The sequence below is a fragment of the Streptosporangium sp. NPDC006930 genome, from assembly GCF_040635605.1.
In the GTDB taxonomy this organism is placed as follows: domain Bacteria; phylum Actinomycetota; class Actinomycetes; order Streptosporangiales; family Streptosporangiaceae; genus Streptosporangium.
Map to the genome: position 1 here is coordinate 89,347 of NZ_JBEYID010000007.1, position 19,992 is coordinate 109,338.

General features: G+C 67.4%; 21 protein-coding genes. 7 read left to right on the forward strand and 14 right to left on the reverse strand.

Annotation, left to right across the window (positions count from 1 at the left end; all coding sequences use genetic code 11):
• Window positions 1-212 precede the first annotated feature (212 nt).
• The 3 genes from ABZ664_RS14640 to cydB all read left to right on the forward strand — a co-directional run bounded on the left by ABZ664_RS14640 (window position 213) and on the right by cydB (window position 4,004).
• Window positions 213-1,085: a polysaccharide deacetylase family protein gene (locus ABZ664_RS14640; protein ID WP_362508526.1), complete on the forward strand. Its 873-nt coding sequence runs from the start codon at window positions 213-215 to the stop codon at window positions 1,083-1,085.
• Between the two features lie 490 nt (window positions 1,086-1,575).
• Window positions 1,576-3,051, forward strand: a complete 1,476-nt coding sequence (locus ABZ664_RS14645) for a cytochrome ubiquinol oxidase subunit I (protein WP_362508528.1) — start codon at window positions 1,576-1,578, stop codon at window positions 3,049-3,051.
• Window positions 3,052-3,062: 11 nt separating this feature from the next.
• Complete coding sequence (gene cydB / locus ABZ664_RS14650) at window positions 3,063-4,004, forward strand: cytochrome d ubiquinol oxidase subunit II (protein WP_362508531.1); 942 nt, start codon at window positions 3,063-3,065, stop codon at window positions 4,002-4,004.
• Window positions 4,005-4,044: 40 nt separating this feature from the next.
• On the opposite strand, the gene ABZ664_RS14655 is transcribed toward cydB, so the two are convergent.
• On the reverse strand, window positions 4,045-5,652 hold the full coding sequence (locus tag ABZ664_RS14655) for an LLM class flavin-dependent oxidoreductase (RefSeq protein ID WP_362508534.1): 1,608 nt from the start codon (window positions 5,650-5,652) through the stop codon (window positions 4,045-4,047).
• Window positions 5,653-5,803: 151 nt separating this feature from the next.
• Here ABZ664_RS14655 and ABZ664_RS14660 point away from each other — a divergent pair, with 151 nt between their 5' ends.
• A complete protein-coding gene (locus tag ABZ664_RS14660; protein WP_362508537.1) occupies window positions 5,804-6,358 on the forward strand; it encodes a MarR family winged helix-turn-helix transcriptional regulator in 555 nt (184 codons plus the stop codon).
• Window positions 6,359-6,518: 160 nt separating this feature from the next.
• Here ABZ664_RS14660 and ABZ664_RS14665 read toward each other — a convergent pair whose 3' ends face one another.
• Window positions 6,519-7,052, reverse strand: coding sequence for a hypothetical protein (locus tag ABZ664_RS14665; protein ID WP_362508540.1), 534 nt, complete (start codon window positions 7,050-7,052; stop codon window positions 6,519-6,521).
• Between the two features lie 430 nt (window positions 7,053-7,482).
• On the opposite strand from ABZ664_RS14665, the gene ABZ664_RS14670 reads away from it, so the two are divergent.
• The 3 genes from ABZ664_RS14670 to ABZ664_RS14680 all read left to right on the forward strand — a co-directional run bounded on the left by ABZ664_RS14670 (window position 7,483) and on the right by ABZ664_RS14680 (window position 9,283).
• Entirely contained in the window at window positions 7,483-8,382 is a 900-nt protein-coding gene (locus ABZ664_RS14670) for an LLM class flavin-dependent oxidoreductase (protein ID WP_362508543.1), read from the forward strand.
• Window positions 8,383-8,594: 212 nt separating this feature from the next.
• Entirely contained in the window at window positions 8,595-8,978 is a 384-nt protein-coding gene (locus ABZ664_RS14675) for a type II toxin-antitoxin system RelE/ParE family toxin (RefSeq protein ID WP_362508546.1), read from the forward strand.
• Window positions 8,975-9,283 (forward strand): helix-turn-helix domain-containing protein, encoded by a 309-nt coding sequence (locus tag ABZ664_RS14680; protein WP_362508549.1) that lies wholly within the window; start codon window positions 8,975-8,977, stop codon window positions 9,281-9,283. The genes ABZ664_RS14675 and ABZ664_RS14680 overlap by 4 nt, the downstream gene beginning before the upstream one ends.
• A gap of 164 nt (window positions 9,284-9,447) precedes the next feature.
• On the opposite strand, the gene ABZ664_RS14685 is transcribed toward ABZ664_RS14680, so the two are convergent.
• The 12 genes from ABZ664_RS14685 to ABZ664_RS14740 all read right to left on the reverse strand — a co-directional run bounded on the left by ABZ664_RS14685 (window position 9,448) and on the right by ABZ664_RS14740 (window position 19,659).
• Window positions 9,448-9,867, reverse strand: coding sequence for a PPOX class F420-dependent oxidoreductase (locus ABZ664_RS14685; RefSeq protein WP_362508552.1), 420 nt, complete (start codon window positions 9,865-9,867; stop codon window positions 9,448-9,450).
• 217 nt (window positions 9,868-10,084) lie between these two features.
• Window positions 10,085-10,897: a phosphotransferase gene (locus ABZ664_RS14690; RefSeq protein ID WP_362508555.1), complete on the reverse strand. Its 813-nt coding sequence runs from the start codon at window positions 10,895-10,897 to the stop codon at window positions 10,085-10,087.
• Window positions 10,898-11,144: 247 nt separating this feature from the next.
• Window positions 11,145-12,068, reverse strand: a complete 924-nt coding sequence (locus tag ABZ664_RS14695; RefSeq protein WP_362508558.1) for a glycosyltransferase — start codon at window positions 12,066-12,068, stop codon at window positions 11,145-11,147.
• A gap of 171 nt (window positions 12,069-12,239) precedes the next feature.
• Complete coding sequence (locus tag ABZ664_RS14700; RefSeq protein WP_362508561.1) at window positions 12,240-13,805, reverse strand: glycosyltransferase family 4 protein; 1,566 nt, start codon at window positions 13,803-13,805, stop codon at window positions 12,240-12,242.
• Window positions 13,806-13,861: 56 nt separating this feature from the next.
• Window positions 13,862-14,851, reverse strand: coding sequence for a Gfo/Idh/MocA family oxidoreductase (locus ABZ664_RS14705; protein WP_362508564.1), 990 nt, complete (start codon window positions 14,849-14,851; stop codon window positions 13,862-13,864).
• 68 nt (window positions 14,852-14,919) lie between these two features.
• Complete coding sequence (locus ABZ664_RS14710) at window positions 14,920-15,981, reverse strand: NAD-dependent epimerase/dehydratase family protein (protein WP_362508567.1); 1,062 nt, start codon at window positions 15,979-15,981, stop codon at window positions 14,920-14,922.
• A gap of 102 nt (window positions 15,982-16,083) precedes the next feature.
• Window positions 16,084-16,980 carry a class I SAM-dependent methyltransferase gene (locus ABZ664_RS14715; protein WP_362508570.1) on the reverse strand — a complete coding sequence of 299 codons (897 nt, stop codon included), beginning with the start codon at window positions 16,978-16,980 and terminating at the stop codon, window positions 16,084-16,086.
• 10 nt (window positions 16,981-16,990) lie between these two features.
• Entirely contained in the window at window positions 16,991-17,476 is a 486-nt protein-coding gene (locus ABZ664_RS14720; protein ID WP_362508573.1) for a hypothetical protein, read from the reverse strand.
• The gene (locus ABZ664_RS14725) at window positions 17,473-18,012 is read right to left on the reverse strand and encodes a hypothetical protein (RefSeq protein WP_362508576.1); all 540 of its coding nucleotides are present in this window, start codon (window positions 18,010-18,012) and stop codon (window positions 17,473-17,475) included. The genes ABZ664_RS14720 and ABZ664_RS14725 overlap by 4 nt, the downstream gene beginning before the upstream one ends.
• Complete coding sequence (locus ABZ664_RS14730; protein WP_362508579.1) at window positions 18,009-18,560, reverse strand: hypothetical protein; 552 nt, start codon at window positions 18,558-18,560, stop codon at window positions 18,009-18,011. The genes ABZ664_RS14725 and ABZ664_RS14730 overlap by 4 nt, the downstream gene beginning before the upstream one ends.
• Entirely contained in the window at window positions 18,557-19,114 is a 558-nt protein-coding gene (locus tag ABZ664_RS14735; RefSeq protein ID WP_362508582.1) for a hypothetical protein, read from the reverse strand. The genes ABZ664_RS14730 and ABZ664_RS14735 overlap by 4 nt, the downstream gene beginning before the upstream one ends.
• A gap of 104 nt (window positions 19,115-19,218) precedes the next feature.
• A complete protein-coding gene (locus tag ABZ664_RS14740) occupies window positions 19,219-19,659 on the reverse strand; it encodes an ATP-binding protein (protein ID WP_362508585.1) in 441 nt (146 codons plus the stop codon).
• Window positions 19,660-19,992 lie beyond the last annotated feature (333 nt).

Sequence of the window (19,992 nt, forward strand, 5' to 3'; positions counted from 1 at the left end):
GACGACCATCCCAGGATTCCGTGGTCGTTGTGATCGCAAACCCCCGCTCCCACCCCAGCTTGTGGTAGTGCTGACCCTACCCCGGTAAATGTGAGAATTCAGGGGTGATCACAAGATAGCCACCGGAGCAACCCCTCTTCAGCCCCTTCATCCCCCTTGCCTTCTTCGGACCCGCTAGGTCGGGCTCCCGGCTGCTGGCAGGATGGTCGCCCATGGCATCGGGGACATACTGGACGATCAGAACGGCGGCGGCGACGGCTCTGGCGGTGAGCGCCGGGTGTGCCACCGGCCTCGACGGTGGAGGCGACGACGGTGCCACCCCCGCGCCGGGCGCCTCCCGAGCCTCGAAGCCCTCCTCAGGAGAGCAGGCGGCGAGACCGACAGGGCCTCCCGGGGTGAGGCCCAGGCCGGGTGAGGTGGGCAGAATCCCCCGCCCCGGCGACGGCCTGCCTCCGGTGATCAGCTCCATTCCCACCAAAAGGAAGGTCGTCTTCCTCACCATCGACGACGGCTGGGAGCAGGACCCCGGTTTCGTGGCACGGATCCGCGACCAGCGGATTCCCGTGGCGGCCTTCGTCACCCGCGACGCCGTGGAGGCGAAGGGCGCGGCCGACCCGACCGCACAGGGCGGCAGATACCTCGGTGCGGGCAAGTGGGGGTACGTGCGCGACCTGCGCGACGCGGGGGCGACGATCGAGAACCACACGCTGACCCACCCGAACCTGCCGGCGCTCGGTTACGAGGGCCAGAAGGCCGAGATCTGCGGCGTCTCCAAGCTGATCCGCAGGCACACCGGCACCACGCCCACCCTGTTCCGCCCACCGTTCGGCAACCACAACACCCTCACCCGCAGGGCCGCCAAGGCCTGTGGCATCGACGCGCTCCTGCTCTGGACCGCGACCGTGCAACCGGGCGGGAAGATCGCCTACCAGGTGCCCGACAAGAAGCTCCGCCCCGGAGACATCCTGCTGCTGCACTTCCGTCCGAACCTCGCCCGCGACTTCGGGATCCTCGTCGCGAAGATCAAGCGCCGGGGTTTCGAGATCGGCAACCTCGACGCGTATCTGGAGGCCGCGACCCGCTGAGCGATCTCCGGCGCACAGCGGGAAGCCGCGACCCGCCGAGTGATCTCGGCCGCGTACCGGAAGGCGGGTCCGCCGCCCGGCGTAACCCTCCAAGCGATCTCGGCCGCGTACCGGAAGGCGGGTCCGCCGCCCGGCGTACCCGGAAATCCCCCCGGAGACGGACGTCCCGGAGGGGGCGCCCGGCCCATCATTGAGCCACGCCCCGAGGGGAAGCGGGCGCGGGGATCGCCGGGCCCGGCGGAACACATGTCCTCCGCGCGAGGGGCGCCCGAGAGGCGATTCTCGGGGGCGCGAGGAAAATCCGGCGTCGCGAGCCGACAGAGACGATCTTGGTTCGACGGAGAAGTGCGGTCTCCCACCGGGCCGTGTGACAAAGATCGCAGCGGCTCGCGGCGCCCCTCGCTCCCGTTGCTCTACAAGTCGTAGTACTACTAGTAGTAGAACTACGAGTCGTAGAGCTCCTGGCCCGTGAAGGGAACGCAAGGGGAAGATGGACGCACTAGACCTGGCCCGGTGGCAGTTCGGGGTGACCACCGTGTACCACTTTCTGTTCGTACCCCTCACGATCGGTCTCGGCGTCTTCGTGGCCGGCCTGCAGACCGCCTGGCACCGGACGGGCAAGGAGCACTACCTGCGGCTCACGAAGTTCTTCGGGAAGCTCTTCCTGATCAACTTCGCGATGGGCGTGGTGACCGGCATCGTGCAGGAGTTCCAGTTCGGCATGAACTGGAGCGAGTACTCGATCTTCGTGGGCGACGTCTTCGGCGCGCCGCTCGCCCTGGAGGCACTGCTCGCGTTCTTCCTGGAGTCGACCTTCATCGGCCTGTGGATCTTCGGCTGGGACAGGCTCCCAAAACGCGTCCACCTCGCCACCATCTGGGCCGCGGTCATCGGATCCAACCTGTCGGCGTACTTCATCCTCGCCGCCAACGCCTGGATGAAGCACCCGGTCGGGTACGAGGTGGTCGACGGCAAGGCCAGGATGACGGACCTGTGGGCGGTGCTCACCAACTCCGCGGCGCTCGCCCAGGTGCCCCACGTGATCGCCGGGGCCTTCGTCGTGGCGGGTGGCTTCGTGCTCGCGATCTGCGGCTACCACCTTCTGCGCGAGCGCCGCACCGGTGACGGTGTGCTCCCGGGTGCCGGCGTGGCCTCGGCGACGGCGCCGCGGGGCGGCCCGAGCATCTGGCGGACCCCGATGCGGGCCGCGCTGCTGATGACGGCGATCGCCGGGGCCCTCGTCGCGGGCAGCGGCGACATGTCGGCCAAGCTGCTGTACGAGCAGCAGCCCATGAAACTCGCCGCCGCGGAAGGACTGCGGCACGACACCGCCGGCGCGGCGTTCTCGCCCGTCCCCGGGCTCGAGGTGCCCATGGTGCTCAGCTTCCTGTCCACCGGCGACCCGAACGCCGTGGTCCAGGGCACCGAGGACCTGCAGGCGCGGTACGAGGAGCGGTTCGGCCCCGGTGACTACCGGCCCAACCTGCCGGTGGTCTTCTGGTCCTTCCGCGTGATGATCGTCTTCGGCCTGTCCACGGTGGCCCTTTCGGTGCTCGGTCTCTGGCTCACCCGCCGCAGGCGACGCGGCGCCCTCGTCACCCCCCTCGCCCTCCGGGAGATCCCCACCTGGTTCGCCCGGTTCTGTGTGCTCGCGTTGCCGCTGCCGACCATCGCGATGATCGCCGGTTGGCTGCTCAGCGAGATCGGCCGTCAGCCGTGGACCGTCCAGGGCGAACTGCTCACGGCCGCGAGCGTCTCGCCGGGCGTCAGCCTGGCCGAGGTGGCCGTCTCGCTCGCGGTCTTCACGGCGCTGTACGGCGCGCTCGCGCTGGCCGAGGCGGTACTGCTCACGCGCCATGTCAAGGCGGGTCCCGCCCCCGCCGCCCCCGCCGCTCCCCTCACGCCGCCGCCCTCCCGCGACGACGAGGACGCGGACGCCCGGCTCCAGCCGACCCTCATGTACTGAAGGCGACGACCATGGAACTCACCACCTTCTGGTTCGCGGTCATCGCGTTCCTGTGGACCGGCTACTTCGTGCTGGAGGGCTTCGACTTCGGCGTGGGCATGCTGGTACCCGCGCTGGCGAGGAACGAGGCCGAACGCAAGCAGGTCCTGGGCACGATCGGCCCGGTCTGGGACGGCAACGAGGTCTGGCTGATCACCGCGGTCGGCGCCATGTTCGCCGCCTTCCCCGCCTGGTACGCCGGACTGCTCAGCGAGTTCTACCTGCCGATCGTGCTGGTCCTCGTCGGGCTGATCGTGCGCGGCGTCGGCCTGGAGTGGCGGGGCAAGGTCCATCACGCCTCCGACCGCGTCTGGTGCGACCTGGGCGTGCTCGTCGGCAGCGCCCTGCCCGCGTTCCTGTGGGGCGCGGTCTTCGCCGATCTGCTGCGGAGCAGCGCGGCGGCCGCCCTCGTCGGCGGGGTGTTCTCGCTCTCGGTGTGCGTGCTGCACGGGGCGGTGTTCGTCGCGCTCAAGACCACGGGACCGGTGCGCTCCCGTGCCCGGCGCGCCGCCCTGATCGCCTCAGTGGTGGCACTGCCCGCCGCGGTGGCGGCACTGTCGAACATTCCCGTCGCGACCACGGCGATCGGCGCGTGGTCGGCGGCCCCGTGGCTGTGGGCGGGCTCGCTCGCCGCGATGGCGGCCCTCGCCGCCGGGATCGCGCTCACCTGGCGCGGCCGGGACGGCTGGGCCTTCGCCGCCACGGCCTCGTCCATCGCGCTGGCCGGCGCCGCCCTGTTCGGCGCCCTGTGGCCCGCCCCGTTCCCCGGCCTCACCGTCGCCGAGGCCGCCTCAGGCCCGTACACGCTGGGCGTGCTGACCTGGATCGGCCTCATCGCGCTGCCGTTCGTGCTCGGCTACCAGGCCTGGTCGTACTGGGTCTTCCGCAAGCGCCTGGTCGCCGAGGTCTCCTGAGAACACCGGCCACCTCATCCGGTCATCTCGACCGGCCGTCTCAGTGCGAGCCGAGCCGGGCGAGCGGCTCGACGAGTTCCCTCTCCTCATAGGACAGGTGCGACAGGAGCGTGTCGGTCAGCAGGTCCATCGCGTCCCGCAGGGCCTTGTGACCGTCAGGTTCGGAGACGAAGGCGACCAGCGCCCGGTCGATGCCTTCGAGGACCTCGTGGATGACGTGGTGTTCCTGCTCCAGACGGTCGACGACGGGCACCAGCCTGGGGTCCGCGCGGCGCAGATGGGGAAAGAGGCTCTGGTCCTCGATGGTGTGGTGGGTCGTGACGACCCGGCAGTAGGACTCGCAGTACGCGCCGACCGTCCAGTTGTTCTGGCGCATCGTCATCGTGTTGATGTGGGAGCGCGCGATGCCGGGATCCATGGCTCCGGAGGTGACCTCCTCGACGAGCCGCCGTACCTCGGCGAGTTCCTGGCGGAGGTGGTCGTGGACGTCGACGAGATGGCGTCCTGCCGCCTGCTCCCTGGGGGTGTAGGTGCGGGCCGGGTCGGGAGCGGGACCGGTGGGCCGGGTGGTCTCGTCCCAGACCCGGGCGTCGGAGAGCCGGGTGCCGTCGTCCGGGGTCGGCGTGACCCCCAGGGCGGGAGGGACCCCGCCCCCGGGAGCGGTGACGGGCGCGGGGTGGGCGGGGGCGTCCGGTGACACGCTCCGCGCGCCCGCCGCACTCACCCCGATGGACTGATCCGCGCCGGTGGACGTGCGCGAACCGGCACGCTCGGCGTCCACGAGTTCGCGTACGGCGGGGACGACCTCGGCGGCGAAACGCCGGATGTCGTCGGGGTCGTCGCTCGCGAGGATGTAGGCGCTCATCCCCTGGTCCAGGGTGAGCTCGGCGAGCTGCTCGGCCCACACGTCCGCGGGTCCCTGGAGGAAGGCGCGGCCGGAGCCGGTGAAGGTGCCGCCGATGTTGTACAGGCGCCGGATGTCGGCGGGTGAGCGGCCCGCGCCGAGAGCGGCCTCGTCGATGATCGCGTTCATCGCCGGGAGTGCGTCCAGGCCGGCGTAGGCGTGGCTGGGCAGCCAGCCGTCCGCGAGCCTGCCGGTCATGTCGAGCATGCGCCTCTTGTAGGCCCCCAGCCAGATGCCGACGTCGTGGACGGGGGCCGGACCGGGGTGTGCCCCCCGGACGCGGTGGTGGCCGCCGTCCACCCGCACGGCTCTGCCCCCTGCCTCCCACATGGCCCGGATGACCTCGATGCCCTCCTCAAGCGCGTCGACCCCCTGGGCCGCGGTCAGCCGCGGGCCACCGAGGGCGGCGATACCGTCCCAGAAGGCACCCGCTCCCAGCCCGAGCTCGACGCGGCCGCCGCTGAGGATGTCCAGGGTCGCGACGCTGCGGGCGAGCACCGCGGGCGGGCGCAGGGGCAGGTTCGCCACGTTCGGCGACACTCGCAGCGTCGAGGTGCCGGCCGCGATGACCGAGAGCAGGGTCCACGTGTCGAGGAAACGTGCCTGGTACGGATGGTCCTGCACGGTCACCAGGTCCAGACCTGCCTGCTCGGTGAGCCTGGCGAGCGCGACGACCCTCTCGGCCTGGTCGGCCACCGGTGTCAGGAATGTCCCGAACAACAACTCGTGCCGGTAGTCGGCCATGTCTCTCCTCGGTGCGTCATCTCGGATGCGCGACACGCGTCCCTTCCGGACACGCGGCACCGTGATGGTGCGGCAGGACAGATCGTATGTAAAACAGATGAATTGTCAAACAGAAGGTCTCGCTAACCGTCGATCCTGGTAACCTCGTGACATGCCCGCGCCCCGACCCACCAGCGCCGAGACCCAGGACGCCCTGGACGGCGATTTGGGCTGGACCCTCGGAGTCGTCTTCCGCGCCTACGTCAGGACCGCGAACGCGCTGGTCAGCCACCTCCCCGGCGGCCCGCGCGGTTACCAGGTGCTCGCCGCCGCGGCTCAAGGGCTCCCCGGCGGCCAGGGCGCGCTGGCACAGCGGCTCGGCGTCGACAAGACCGTCATGACCTACCTGCTCGACGATCTGGAGAAGGCCGGGCTGGTCGAGCGCCGCCCCGACCCCGCCGACCGGCGCAACAAGCGCGTCGTCGCCACCGAGCGGGGCAGGGCGACCTGGGTCGACACGCAGGCCCGGCTGGAGCACGCCGAAGACCACGTGCTGGAGCCGCTGGACCCCGCCGACCGCTCGGTGTTCCGGGAACTGCTGCGCAGGCTCGCCGCCCGGGCCGACAGCCTCGACCCGGAGCACAACACCTGCCGGCTCGTCGAGGAGCTCGCCCCGGAAAGCGTCCCCGCGGCCCCCTCCAAGCCGCGACGCTCCCCCCGCCGCTGACCACCGGCCGTCGCGAGCAGCCGTGAGACCGCCAGAGGGTCGGTGGGCACGAAGACCCAGGCCCCGAGAGCCCGCCTAACCGGGGGCGCCGAAGATACGGAGAAGCCGTTCCGGCCCGGGGACGCCCCCACCCCCGGCCCGGAACCGCCCCGGACGCGACTCAACCGACGGACAGGATCAGCGTGGAACTGTAGGCGGAAGACGCTCCCGCACCGAATCGCTGGTTGTTCACCACCGCCCCGTAACCGGCGCCGCTGGCCCAGTGGAACGTCATCACCGGCCGGCTTCCGCTGAAGTCGATGTTGCCCACCATCTCGGTGAAGTTACTGCTGCCACCGATCCGCGACGAACCGTTCGCCGCGAAGACCCAGCTGTTTCCCTGCCTCTGGAACCGGCCTCGCAGCGGATAGAGGTCCGTGCGCACGTTGGTGGTGTTGAAGGCGAACGTGCCGTTTCCCGAGAAGACCCACACCGCGTTCCTGACGCGCGAGAGCGCGCTGTTCGCCCAGGCGGACTGCCCCTTCAGCTGCTGGAACCGGGTGACCCTCGCCGTACGGAAGCGGTAGGGGAAGGCGGCACTCACCACCTGCCCGGACACGGTGGGCACGCTCACCCCGGCCTGTCCCGACGTGGACGCCTGCGCGGCAGGAGCCGACACCACGGCCCCGGCGAGCAACACCCCCGCGGCGAGCACCCTCGCCCCCCTTCCCCTACTCCTCCCGATCCCGGTCCCCCTGCTCCGCGTCCCGTCCTCGTCCGCCCTTGCCCGGATTCGACTCCTCGACCCCATGAAATCCATGCCGATCTCCCTCCCGGCATCCTCTCCCCCCTGTCTCCCACCCGGCGGCAGAAGATGCATTCCTGACTACAGAAGTAGCGTAAAGCGAAATCTTCCTTTTCCGAAAGACGGAAGACAGTACGATCTGGAGAAGCATCAAGAATCAGGCGGCGGAAGCCCTATCAACCTCGGACGCCTATCCGAGCAGCGCACTATTTGTCGGTATTGTAATTAATTTATCTGACTATATTTTTGTCGCTCTAGCGCATCAAGGTAGAGACTCCCGCGCACATCTCCACGAAAGCGGGATTGACCTCAAGAACACTCGAGGTTGAAGACTGACCCCATGGCCACCCTCATGGACATCGGAGTGATCCTGCCCACCGTCGCCGTACAGCGAGAACAGCGGCTCGACCTGGGCACCGCCGCACGACACGCGGAGCAGGTGGGGCTGGACGGCGTCTGGCACGGCGACCATCTCGCCACCGGAACGGCGTCACTGGACTGCGCCGTGGCGCTCGCCGTCGCGGCGGGGGCGACGACGCGGATCCGGATCGGGGCGAGCGTGTTCGTCCCGGCGATCCGCCCCCTGGCGTGGGCGGCCAAGCAGGTCGCGAGCCTGCAGCACGTCTCCGGCGGACGGCTGGTCCTGGGCGTAGGGTCCGGCGGCGGCCCCGCTCAGTGGGCGGCGGCCGGAGTGCCGTACGAGGAGCGCGGCAGGCGCACCGACACCGCACTGGAGCTGCTCGCGCGGCTACTGGCCGGGGAGACCGTCGCACTGGTGGACGAGCCGGGAGAGGTACGGCTCGAACCCGCCGTGACGCCCCCGCCGATCTGGGTCGGCAACGCGTCGGCGGTGGCCGTGCGACGGGCGGCCCGCCACGGGGACGGCTGGTTCCCCTCGATGATCCCCCCGTCGGAGGTGGCCTCGGGCAGGGCCACGCTCGCCGAGCTCGCCGCCTCCCACGGACGCCCGGAGCCGGTCGTCGCCATCGGCGCCACCGGCGTCCTCGGCACCGCACCCGGGCTGCCCACCCTCGATGCCATCGCCTCGCGCATCACCGGATACGGCATTCCCATGGAGAAGGCCGCGCGTCTGCCCCTCACCGGCAAACCCGCACGGGTGGCCGAGCGGCTCGCCGCCTACCGCGAGGCCGGGGCGCGTCACGTGGTCCTGGGATTCGCGGGAGGCGACTGGCGCGAGCAGTGCGACCTCCTGGCCGAGACCCGCACCCTCCTGCCCTGACCCGGGCGACACAGCCTCCCGCCCCACCAGACCACGCCGCCCCTCATCACCGAACGTCGACCTCCTCACCGCCAAAGCCCCTGAGAACTCATCCACGGGACAACCCCTCTGGCGCAAGATCAGCAAAAAATCACACGTTGAATCCAAGCAAAGACTCACCGTCACATCCCTGCTCTTCATAGTACGCCTGCATACTATGAACGGAGTTCGCCGTGGCATGGAACCTGGAGTTGACGGAGGAGGTTCGAGAGTGGTTGCACGCGATACGAGCGAGCGATCGCACGACTTCCAGACTGATCGGCCAGGCCGTCCAGACCCTCGTCGAGATCGGCCCCGCCCTCGGAAGGCCACTGGTTGACAAGATCACAGGTTCCACCCTGCGAAACCTGAAAGAACTCCGCCCCGGATCATCGGGTCGGAGCGAGATCAGGATCCTGTTCGCCTTCGATTCCCGTCGCAACGCCGTGCTTCTGGTCGCCGGCGACAAGGCTGGAGAATGGGATACCTGGCACGAAAAGGCGATACCGCTCGCGGAGAGTCTCTTCACCGAATGGACAGAACGGCTGGAAGCTTCACCGAAGGAGCGTGAGCGATGACCACATTCCACCGATGGGATGACGCCAAGCACGAGATCTTCGACGAGGAGGATATCGCCGCGATCGACGAGGGCGCGGCTGAGGCGGTCACCGCTATAAGGCTGACCGCCGTACGCAAACAACTGGGCCTGCGCCAGGTTGACATCGCGGAGCGGATGCACGTGCGACAGGAGAGGATCTCCGCGATCGAACGCGGAGAACTGGGATCAGCGACACTGGGCACCTTGACGGCATACGTCCAGGCGCTTGGAGGGCGACTCGAAGTGGTCGCCACCGTCGATGAGCACCGCTATCGCATCGCCTGACCGGAGAGAAACGCTTCCCGCAGCGAGCTGCCCTCAAGGTCACTCGAGGTCAACGCGTGAGGCCCGCCCATCAGAGTGATCCCACCCGCCGTCGCCACATGCCGAAGCGGCAACTCGACCCGGGCCCCGCCGCACGGCACGCGGCAGGCGGGGCTGCGTGGTCGTCAGCCGGGCTGGCTGTTGTCCTTGAGCGCGCCCCAGCCGTGCCAGTTCACGATCTCGATCCAGGCGCTGACCCGGCCGCGGTCCCGCTGCGGATACGGCTTCCCCGTGTACTGGCGGGACAGCCTGTCGATGTCGGTCAGATCCTTGTCGTCATATATCTCGGCGACGTTGCCGCTGATGCTGACGTGGGTGTACCAGCCGTTCTCGTCGAGCACGGTGAGGGAGACGCGGGGATCACCGCGCATGTGGTCGAGCCGCCTGCGGCCCTCGTCCATGTTGACCAGGATCCGGCCGTCGTCCCAGAGATACCAGGTGGCCGTGGACACGGGCCGCCCGTCGGGCCGAAGCGTGGTGATGACGGCGGGGTTCGGCTTCTTCAGCATCGCGACTGCCTCATCGGGAAGCGGTGGCTTTGACATGATCGCTCCTCTTCGTCTCCGTGCCCCTGCGGTGCAGGTGACGCGTGCGGTTCACGAGATACCCGTCTACCGTGCCACATCTCGGACGGCGACAATTCGGCGACCCTCCGTGAATGCCCCTCCGGACCTCCCCTGCGGCTCCCGCCGGACCGCGTCGCCCGTTCGAGTACGCGGTGCTCGCCAAGAGCCCGCCATCGTGTCAGGCGTCCAAAGCCGGTCAGCCCAGCAGGCTGAGCAGCCGTTCTGCCTGACTTTCCAGGGTGCCCCGCGGGTTGCGCGCAGAGAAGGGGCCGTCGGGGCCGAGCAGGCACATCCATGAGAAAGCGAATATGCGCCGGAAAGCCAGCACCCGGGCCGCCTCGGCAGCGGTCAGATCGATGTGCTCCAACAGGCCGGAGCCGTTGAACGTGCCGTCGATCTGAGAAATGTGCTCGATGACCTCCGCCAACTCAAAGGCACGGTCACTGCGCCCCGAATCTTCCCAGTCGATCAGACGGATACGTTTTCCGTCCCACAGGTAGTTGGCCAGATTGCTGTCGGAGAGCCCGAAAACGGGCGTCATCTCCTCCATCAACCGATCCAGCTGGGAATCGACGAGCCATTTCGAACCTGCGGCGAAGGCTTCGGCCACTACCGGATCACCGCCTAGATCGGGAGTCGTCGCTCGGAGTCTCCTAGCCTTGACGATGGCCACGGAGGGATTCCACGCAGAGGGCGCCAGATCAGCCAGCACCCGCGCGGGAATCGCTTGGTGCAGAGTTGTGATCGCCTCGGCCATCGCTTCGATCTGCTCCGATGTGACATCCAGTCCACGAAGCGGAATACCGTCCAGGCGCGACATCACCACCACGGGTGGCTCCGCCTCCAAGTGGGCCTCAAGCGGCAATGGCGCCAGGTCAGGCGCGTATTCCGCGAGCAAGGTCAGCGCCCGCCACTCCTGCTCGTGCTCGCCACGATCCCACGATTCGAAGGTTTTGATCACCCGGCCAGGATGCATTTCGATGCCGTGAGTGCTCGACTGACCAGCCACCCGTTTCTCCTGCCCTACTGGCTCCTCCTGAACCTGAGCACAGGTTCCCGGCCCAGGTGGTTCCCGAGGCTACCTCCATACGGAAGCCGTACAAGAAGGATCAGTAGCTCATGATTCGCACGGGAGACAGGAAGGAGACACTCCGCGAATGGCACAGGCGGCCCTTGCAGGTCCCTTCGCAGAGCTTGCCGGATACGCCGTTGACGCCGGTGTGATCGACTGTCCGCACCACCTCAGGCGGAACTCCTCAGATCAGCGGCGGACGTCCCAGACGTGCCATGCGCCAGACCGTGCTCCACCGCATCGGGCGGCGATTACCACACGATGTGATGCATCCCTCGATGAACCCGCTGCCCCACGCTCGGAGTCCCGCCAAGGGAGGTCTGCGGACGATGGTGATCACGGTCCAGGTGGCGAGGTAGACCGGTACCAGCACCGCGGGTAGGTGGCGCCTGGCCAGCCAGACGCGATTGCGGGCGCCCATACGGAAATACACGGCATGGCGTGTCGGAGAGGTGCGGGGGTGCTGTAGCACCAGCTCCGGGCGGTATTCGATGCGCCAGCCCGCGTCCAGCGCCCGCCACGCCACGTCGGTTTCCTCGTGCGCGTAGAAGAACGGCTCCGGCCAGGTACCGATATCGTCCATCACCGCCATGCGGACGGCGTTGCCGCCGCCGAGGAACGTGGTGACCTCCGAGGGACGCAGCGGTTGACCGCTACGGAGCCGGGGAACGTGACGGCGCTGTGTGTGGCCGGTCTCGTCCGCGATGCGGAAACTGACGATTCCCAGGTCAGAGCTATGAGTGAACAGGCGGCGAATCGTGTCGACAGTATTGGAATGCGGCAGGAGTCCGTCGTCATCCAGATACATGACGACGTCGATGTCCCCGTGGTCGCGGAGAGCGGCGAGTGCGGCGTTGCGCCCGCCGGAGATTCCCCGGTTCTCGGGCAGTTCCAGGCCTTCGACTCCTGCGGGCAGCCGTCCCAGCTTGGTGCCGTTGCCGACGACCACGACGCGCATCGCCGGACCGGACTGCGCTTCGACGGAGTCCAGGAGCGCTGCGAGTTCGGCCGGACGATCACCCATCGTGAGGACGACCACTCCGATCCTCATGCCCGCGGGCGAGGAGAGCGCCCTGCGGTCCTCGTACGGCATGCGTACCTCTCTCATCAGCGGGGCGGGAGGACGGTCGCATCGCCGCTGGCCACCCGAAAGCCTGGAAGGCCATGCCACAGTGATCGTACAGCGCCTGCCAGCTGGGCCGATGCTTTGCGGCCGTGTTCAGATCGCCTGTCATCAACGTAGGTCCGGGTGGTGCGGTGTGAGCAAATTTCATGCTGCTCATCCGCGCCTGCTGTGCGCGGCCTCCTCATACAACCGCTGGTACCGGTCGGCCACGGCGGCCCAGCTGTAGGAGCGCTGTACGTGCCGCGCTGCGTTGGCCGCCCGCCGGACTCGTTCCATGGGGTCGGTCAAGGCTGCGGAAAGGGTCTCGGCCAAATCGGTGACGTTGTCGGGCTTCACGAGCCAACCGTCGGCACGGCCGCCGCAACCGGTGATGATGCTCGCCGGGCCTCCCGTGTCCGTCGCGATCGGCGGTGTGCCGCAGGCGGCGGCCTCGATGTAGACCATGCCGAAGCTCTCGTTGACGGCGGGGGCGACCATGAGATCGGCGCAGTTGAGACCGTCGGGAAGCTCGTCATGGTCACGCCAACCGATGAAGTAGACATGATCATCGATTCCGAGACGTCGAGCCGCGGTCAGCGGGTGCTCGCCTTCCGCTTCGCCCGGGTAACCGCCCCAAAGCAGCAAGACAGGCGCCGGGTCCGCGACTTTCAGAGTCGCGGTGAACGCTTCGAGCAGGACGTTGAGCCGTTTTACCTGCTGGAACCGGCCTACCCACAGCAACACGGGACGCAGTGTTCCACTCGCGTCGACCATCCTTTCGAGATCGCTCGCGGTGTAGCGGACGCTGCCGGGTTCCTTACCTGGCGCCCATCCCCGTGGGTCGTCGATCAGCCAGCGGCGTAGCCGCGCCAGACGCTGGTCGTCGTCGAGATGCTGCGGCACGAAACGCGTGGTGTCCACACCATTGGGCACCACCGTGATGTCATTCTCCGAAATGTTCAGCAGACGATTCACCTCGACGCGGTCGCTGTCGGAGACCACGACGATCCGCCCGGCACAGCGGGCATACCGGCGCATCTGCCCACTCCACAGATCGGCGTACCGCCACAACCTCCAGTCCTTTGTGTGGACATACGCGAGCTCCTCCTCGGTGAGATCCGCGTCCTGCAGGAGTCGCTCCAGAACCATCCGCTTCCGTCCGAGGTCATTGTCATGACAGGCATCACCCAGGGTGCTGAGCGATACACCGAGGCGTTCAGCGAACCGGGTGACCTGCTGGGCCCGATCGAGAAGTTTGAGGTCGGTGCCGTGGAAAGTCGTGATGACCGGAATCCCTGGATAGGCACGACGGACCGCGATCTGCAGGTGGCTCAGGTGGTGCAGGTGAACGACGGCGGGACGGGGACTGCGGTGACCGGTCAGGTGCTCGTTCCAGGCGCTGATCAGGTGCTGGGTCGTCGCGGGTGCCACGGCGGTGAACATACGGTCAGGTGCGCTGGGCCCGCGATCTTCGTAAGAAGGATGGAAGGGAGCGAATTGCCCGTCCATGCCGCTCCCGCCGTGAGCGTAAGCGGCTGCCGCGGCGTTGTAGTCCATCGCGGCCACATCCAGGCCGGCATAGAAGGTGGGCGCGTGGCTGAAGTCGCCGCTCGTGCCCAGCGATCCGCACAGGATGCGAGACGTGAGACCGCGACCGGTGAGCTCGCGGCCGAGATAGCGGATCACCTGAGCTGATCCGCCACGTGGGAAGAACTGGACGACGGTGTCCACGGTGAGCATGAAATGTCCTGACGATCAAGATGGAGAGACGGACAGGGCGCTGAAAGACGGTTAATTCACTGGCGGATGAAGTCGTGGTCGACGAGGGACACGCAGGTGCCGGTACGGGCGGCAGTGAGGATCGCTTCGGTGGCCGCGACGGCGGCAGCACCCTGACGCAGTGTGACGATGTCGTTCGGCAGGCCGAGCAGCGCATCTCGGAAGGCTTCGTGCTGGATGCGGAACGGCTCCGCACCCGGGACCTCGTAGGTTGTGATCTTTCTTATGGGCGCCGCAGTGCCCGGAGTATCGCCGTTGTCATAGTGGGTGATCGTGCGGGTCAGGGCGTCGGCCATCACGCATCCCCTGGCCGTGTGCGCGATGACGATACGTTCCCTGTGCGGCGAGATACGGCTCACCTGGAGGTCAACGATCTCACCACCACTGAGGCGCAGAATCGCTGCGGCGAGATCTTCGTATGGACCATCGTTCACGCTGCTGACCTGGGCGGCAACAGAGGTGATGTGGTGGCCGGTGAGCCAGGTCGCCAGATCGACGTCGTGGATGGCGATGTCGGTTACCACGCCGACATCACGGATCCGGTCCGGGAAGGGGCCATGGCGGCGGGTCGCCACCTGGTAGACGGCACCGAACTCCCCGTCGCGCAGGCGGACGCCGAGTTCCCGTACGGCTGGATTGCGTCGCTCGGTGTGCCCCACCGCGCCGATCAAACCGGCGTGCTCGAAGGCCTCCACCAGCCGAAACGCTGCGGGGAGGGAGGAAGCGAGTGGCTTTTCGATGAGGGCGTGCACTCCTGCGGCAGCGAGCGCGACGCCGATACGCTCGTGCTCGGTGGTCGGTGTCGCGACGACGCAGTAGTCCAGCTCGATGTCCAGCAGTTCATCGACGTCGCCGACTGTTCGAACACCGTTGAACCTGGAACGCCGCCCTGGATCGGTGTCAGCGACCGCGACCAGGGAGACACCGTCCAGCGAGCTCAGAACCCTGCTGTGGATGCTCCCCGCCCATCCCAGCCCGATGACCGCGGCTCTGAGTGGTGTCGTCATTGCTCTACCAACCAAGTCGGTGAAGGCGGACGTCTCCGGCGGAGGCCGGGACGTGAAGGCAGGTGATCTCAAATGCGCGGGGCGATGTTGGCGTTCCAGTTCGCGACCCGGTCACCTTCGGTGCGGAGCCAGTCGGGGATGGCCGCTGGTACGGCGCGCAGCCAGTCGACGTAACGGGCGATACCCGCCTCCACGTTGATCTGCGGTTCCCAGCCCAGGGCCCGACTCATCCGGTTGGTGTCCGCGCACCCACCGAGCGGATCCTGGGCGGGGCGGGGCGCGTCGCGAAACTGTGCGTCGGGAAAATGGGCCTGGATCAGCTCGGCGACCCGCCGTACAGAAGTGATGCGGCCGGTTCCGAGGTTGACGGTCTGGCCTCCTGCCTCCTCGCTGACCAGGGCCAGGCAGATGCCGGTTGCGGCATCCTCGACGTGGACGAAGTCGCGGACCTGACGGCCGCCGTTGTTCAGCGGTAGCGGATCGCCGATCGCGGCGTACATCGCGAACTGGGCGATCACCCACGAGTAGGCGCCTGGTTTGGGGATTTGGTGCTCGCCGTACACGCTGAAGGGCCGCATCACGGTGAAGTCGACGCCTGCGGCGTTCAGCAAGAACCGGGTCTGCCACTCTCCCCAGGCTTTCGCCGCGGCGTACACGTTGAGAGGGCTGATCGGCTGGTCCTCGGTGAAGGTCTGGACGGCGTCACTTCCAGTGACTCCGTGCCCGTAGACCTGCGCCGAGGAGATGAACAGGAAGCGGCGCACGTCACCGGCGTCGACCACGGCTCGCAGCACCGTCTCGACCCCCGCGACGTTGGAGTGGAAAGAGATCTCGGGGTCGCGGGTACAACCGGCGACGGTCGAGTGCGCGGCCGCGTGGATGACGTAGTCGCTGTCGCGGGCCAGGTCCCTGACGAGGCCCTCATCGCAGATGTCACCGATCCGCAGATCGGCCTCGCGCGCGTCGGCCTTGGGCAGGGGCGGCATCGTCTCGTAGCCGCTGAGGTTGTCCAGGGCCGTGACGTGCGCTCCGGCGGCTTCCAACACCCGCCCGATCACAGCGCCGATCAGTCCCGCACCGCCCGTGATCAGTACGTGCCGGCCGGAGAGGGCGGCGAGCCGGTTGTCCATGTGATCTCCTCGCATCGGTTTTTCGGGAAGCTCGTTTCGGGAAGAAATGAGGGCCAGAACGCGCCGCCGCAGATCTGACGGCACCGAACGGCAGGGCAGCGGTCAGGAACAGATGAAGGATCCGGTGAACTTGGTGAGCGCGAAGTGGCCGTCACGGTCGATGACGGCCTGGACCCGCGCTCGCGCCCGCGCCCGCAGCTCTGCGAAAAAGTCCTCACCGAGGTCGCCCGGGTCAGAGGCCGCGCAGCAGTAGTTGTGGGCGGAGTAGAAGGCCATGAATGCCTCTACGTCGGCGAAGCGCAGCTGGTCCTGCCAGGTGCGAAGCTCGACCTGTGTGAAACGCGGGTTCAGATACTCACCTCCGTTGATGAGAGAGATCCGGGCTTTCGGTGTTGCCTTGAACAGCCGTGCCGGGGCGTCCATCTCCCGCAGGACGGCGAAGTGTGTCTGGTACATCTCCACCATCGAGTCGGGGCGGTCGGTCGTGAGCACGAATCTCCCGCCAGGACGCAATACGCGCCGCACCTCGGCCAGGCACCGGTCGATATCGGGGACGTAGTGCATCATGTACGTCGCGATCACCCGGTCGAAGGAGTCGTCACTGAACGCGGAGAGGTCATCCGCACTGCCTTCGACCCACTCACATGGGGTGGCGACACCGGCCAGCCGCGCCTTGGCGGCCTGGAGCACCCCGGGCGCGATGTCCAGTCCGACGATGCGGCCCTCGGCGAGGTGAGGGCGGAGGTGCTCCAGGACGAACCCGTTGCCGCATCCCACGTCGAGCAGCGTCTCGGTGCCGACGAGCTCCAGTTGCTCGGCCAGGTGGTCGATCAGCGAGCGAGGACTGGTCCGGTAACGGTTGTGCGCGAGTTGCTTGCCGTCGAGCATCCGCGTGTCGGCGAAGAACACGTCGCGGGCGTCCCGGGCGGAGAGTTCGAAGAACTCCTCGGGGATGATCTCAGCGGCGAGCCTGTCCATCTCGGGTGTACGAAAGTCCATGACGATCCTTTCAGGTGCGCGCGGGAGGCGATGGAACAGGGCCGGTTGGCCATTTGGTGCCGACGTACTTGTGCGGCAGCAGTTCCGCGAGTGGAGCGCACGTGCCGACGCCCTCAACGGAGACCACCACCGACAAGCCCGGTTCATGGTCGAGCAGGAGCTCGCGGCACAGCCCGCACGGCGGGACGATGCGAGCCGGGCCGTCTTCGCTGGGTTTGGGAAAGCGCACCGCGGCGACCGCGACCAGTGGTGCCCTAGTGGCCATCCGTGCGACCCCCAGCGCAACCGCTTCGGCGCAGATCGCCGCGCGGCCGACCATGGCGTCCAGGTGCAAGCCCAGATGAACGGCGCCGTCCGTGTCCAGCAACGCGGCGCCGATCTGGTGACGGGCGAGGACGTACCGTTCGGCGATCAGCTCGTGGGCTGCGGCCACCAGACGCTGGCCGACCTCGTCCTGGCAAGCGCCGCTCGGATTGCCTTTCTCTACGGCGGTCATACGACGACGCCTGCGGAAGCGAGGAAGTCGCGGTGAATCTGTGATTCCTGCGGTCCGCGCGTTCCCTGGTACTTGCCCGTGTAGAGAGTGATGTCGCCCTGGGGGACCCAGAACGTCACCTGGCCGATCAGCAGACCAGGGTAGACACGGACGGGCTGTACGGCGTGAAGCTGCAGCGTCCACTGGTTGACGGAGCCGATGTCGATCAGGTCGGCGGTCACGTGTACGAACAGGCCAAGACGTGCGATTCCGGAGCGAGCCCGGATGATCGGCACGTAGTGATCGCTGCCCATGATTTCGACCGTGCTGCCGAGATAGATCCGATCCGGTTCCAGGATCAGCCCCGCTTCGGGGATGACCAGTTCCTTCACCGGATTGGGACGGCGCACGTCGAGTACCTCATCGGTGTAGACCTTCAGAGTGGCGCCGAGGCGGAAGTTATAGCTATTGGGATTGACCTGCTCGGCGTGGAAAGGCTCGATGGTGATGCGGCCTGCCTCGTACTGGCGAGTGATCTCCGGTCCCGTCAAGATCATTCCTTGGCTCCTCTGCGAGCGGGGCGGCGCCCTGCGGTCAGCAGGCCGGGATAGGGAGGGACGGCTTCGGAGAAGCGTCCGAAGTGGCCGTCGTAGGGAAGTCGGTCACCGGAGGGAACCCAGAAGGACACCTGGCCGACGATCATCCCGGCGTAGACGCGGACGGCCTGACACACGACGATCTCCAACGTCCAGCGGTGAACCGCACCCAGGTTTCCCAGGTCGGCGGAGACCTGCAGGTAGACGCCGAGCCTCCCGAGAGAGGAGCGGCCGATTAGAGACGGTACGTAGTGGTCGCTGCCGATCCGCTCGACGGTGGTACCCAGGTACACCCGGCCCGGCCGCAGTACGGCTCCCTCGTCGGGAATGGTGATCTCCCGCACCGAGTGCTCCCCCAGCGCGTCGACCACTGGACCGCGATATGTGCGCAGCACCGCACCCAGACGGTAGTTGTAGCTGTTGGGGTTGACCTGCTCGGAGTCGAAGGGCTCCAGCGCGATGCGTCCTGCCTCATGTTGGCGGATGATCTCTGGTCCGGTGAGGATCACGGCATGACCTCGCGCACGAGCTCGGCCGCCCGGCCTCGCAACTGCTTCAAGCCACCGTCATTGATCACCCGGTGGTGGGGAGCGCAGTCCGGCGGAAGCTCGGTGACATGGTCGTCCGCGCCCGGCGACAGATCCCCGCGAGCCTGCTTGCGAGGCTGCCTGATCCTCTCCGGTGCCCACACCTCCACCAGGAGGAAGCCCAGTTCGGCCAGCGCCTCGACGTCAGGAGCTCGCATGTCGTCGCACACCACCGCACCGCCGGGGTACTTCTCGGCGGCCTGGACGACCCGACGGACGAATGGGTCGATCAGCGCGGCGGAGTTGATCCGGCGCAGGTGAGCGGCCAGGTCGTTGAGCAACAACCCGTCTTGCTGGCCGAGGTCCAGCAGGGGGCGTCCCGCGAACACGTGGATGACGGCTTGGAGTGTGTACAGCGGAGCGGCGAGCTTCAGGGGTACGACCGGCACGCCGACGGCGGTGAACTCTTGGCTGAGGAAGGCTCCGAACGTGGATTTACCGGCTCCCGGCCTTCCGTAGAGTGCAATCTTGATCATGATGTCGACCTCCTCACGGGGGCAGGGCTGGTCGGGAACGAATTCGCATGACCGGCGGCCAACCAGTCGCTGAAGGCTCAGGGCTGGTTTCTCGGGACCGGTCCTCACGGCGGATCCATCTGGCTCTTCGGGACGATGAACCAGACGGCTTTGCCTTCCGGTCCGCTTCTGGTGACGTAGGTGGCGTTACGCCAACCGCAACGGCCTCCGGACAGCTCGAAAACGATGCCCAGGCCACGACCGTGTTCTGATTCGACTCCGGTGGCACGCATGGCCGGTCTGACGGTGCCGCTGTCTGTCATCTCGACACGGAACTCTTCCCCGAGGGATCGCAGGACCAGCTCGAAAGGTGGGTCCCCGTACATGACGGCGTTCCCCACCAGCTCGCTCACCATGAGCACCGCGTCGTCCACCGGATCCCGAGGAACGAACAGTTCGGTGAGAGCCTCCCGGATCAGATTCCTGGCCTGGGCAGCGGCTTGCGCGTCCTCTCGTAAGGGCCATGCGGCGACGATGGCCGATCGAGGCTGGAGCAGGGTCACCACGATGCCTCCCTCTGCTGCTCTACTGCTGGACGAGTTCAACGATGTCGCGAACCGATTACCGTCGGTAGCGAGAGAGGTCCGCACGCAGGTGCGGTGGATTCACACTGAGAGTGCGGCGGATTCACACCTTCAACAGGCCACTGCCGCGCGAGCACCTGACTTACGGTCGGAATATGCCTGGTCACGATGTGAATTGCGCCAAGAGGATCCGGGCACAGAGCCCTGGCAGGTCCTCTGGTGCGCTCGCTGAGGAGATCCGCTCCTGCTGTGGTCATTCCCCTCTCAAGGCGTACCGGCTGGCCAGAGGATGGACCATCGAGAGAGCCGTCGCGT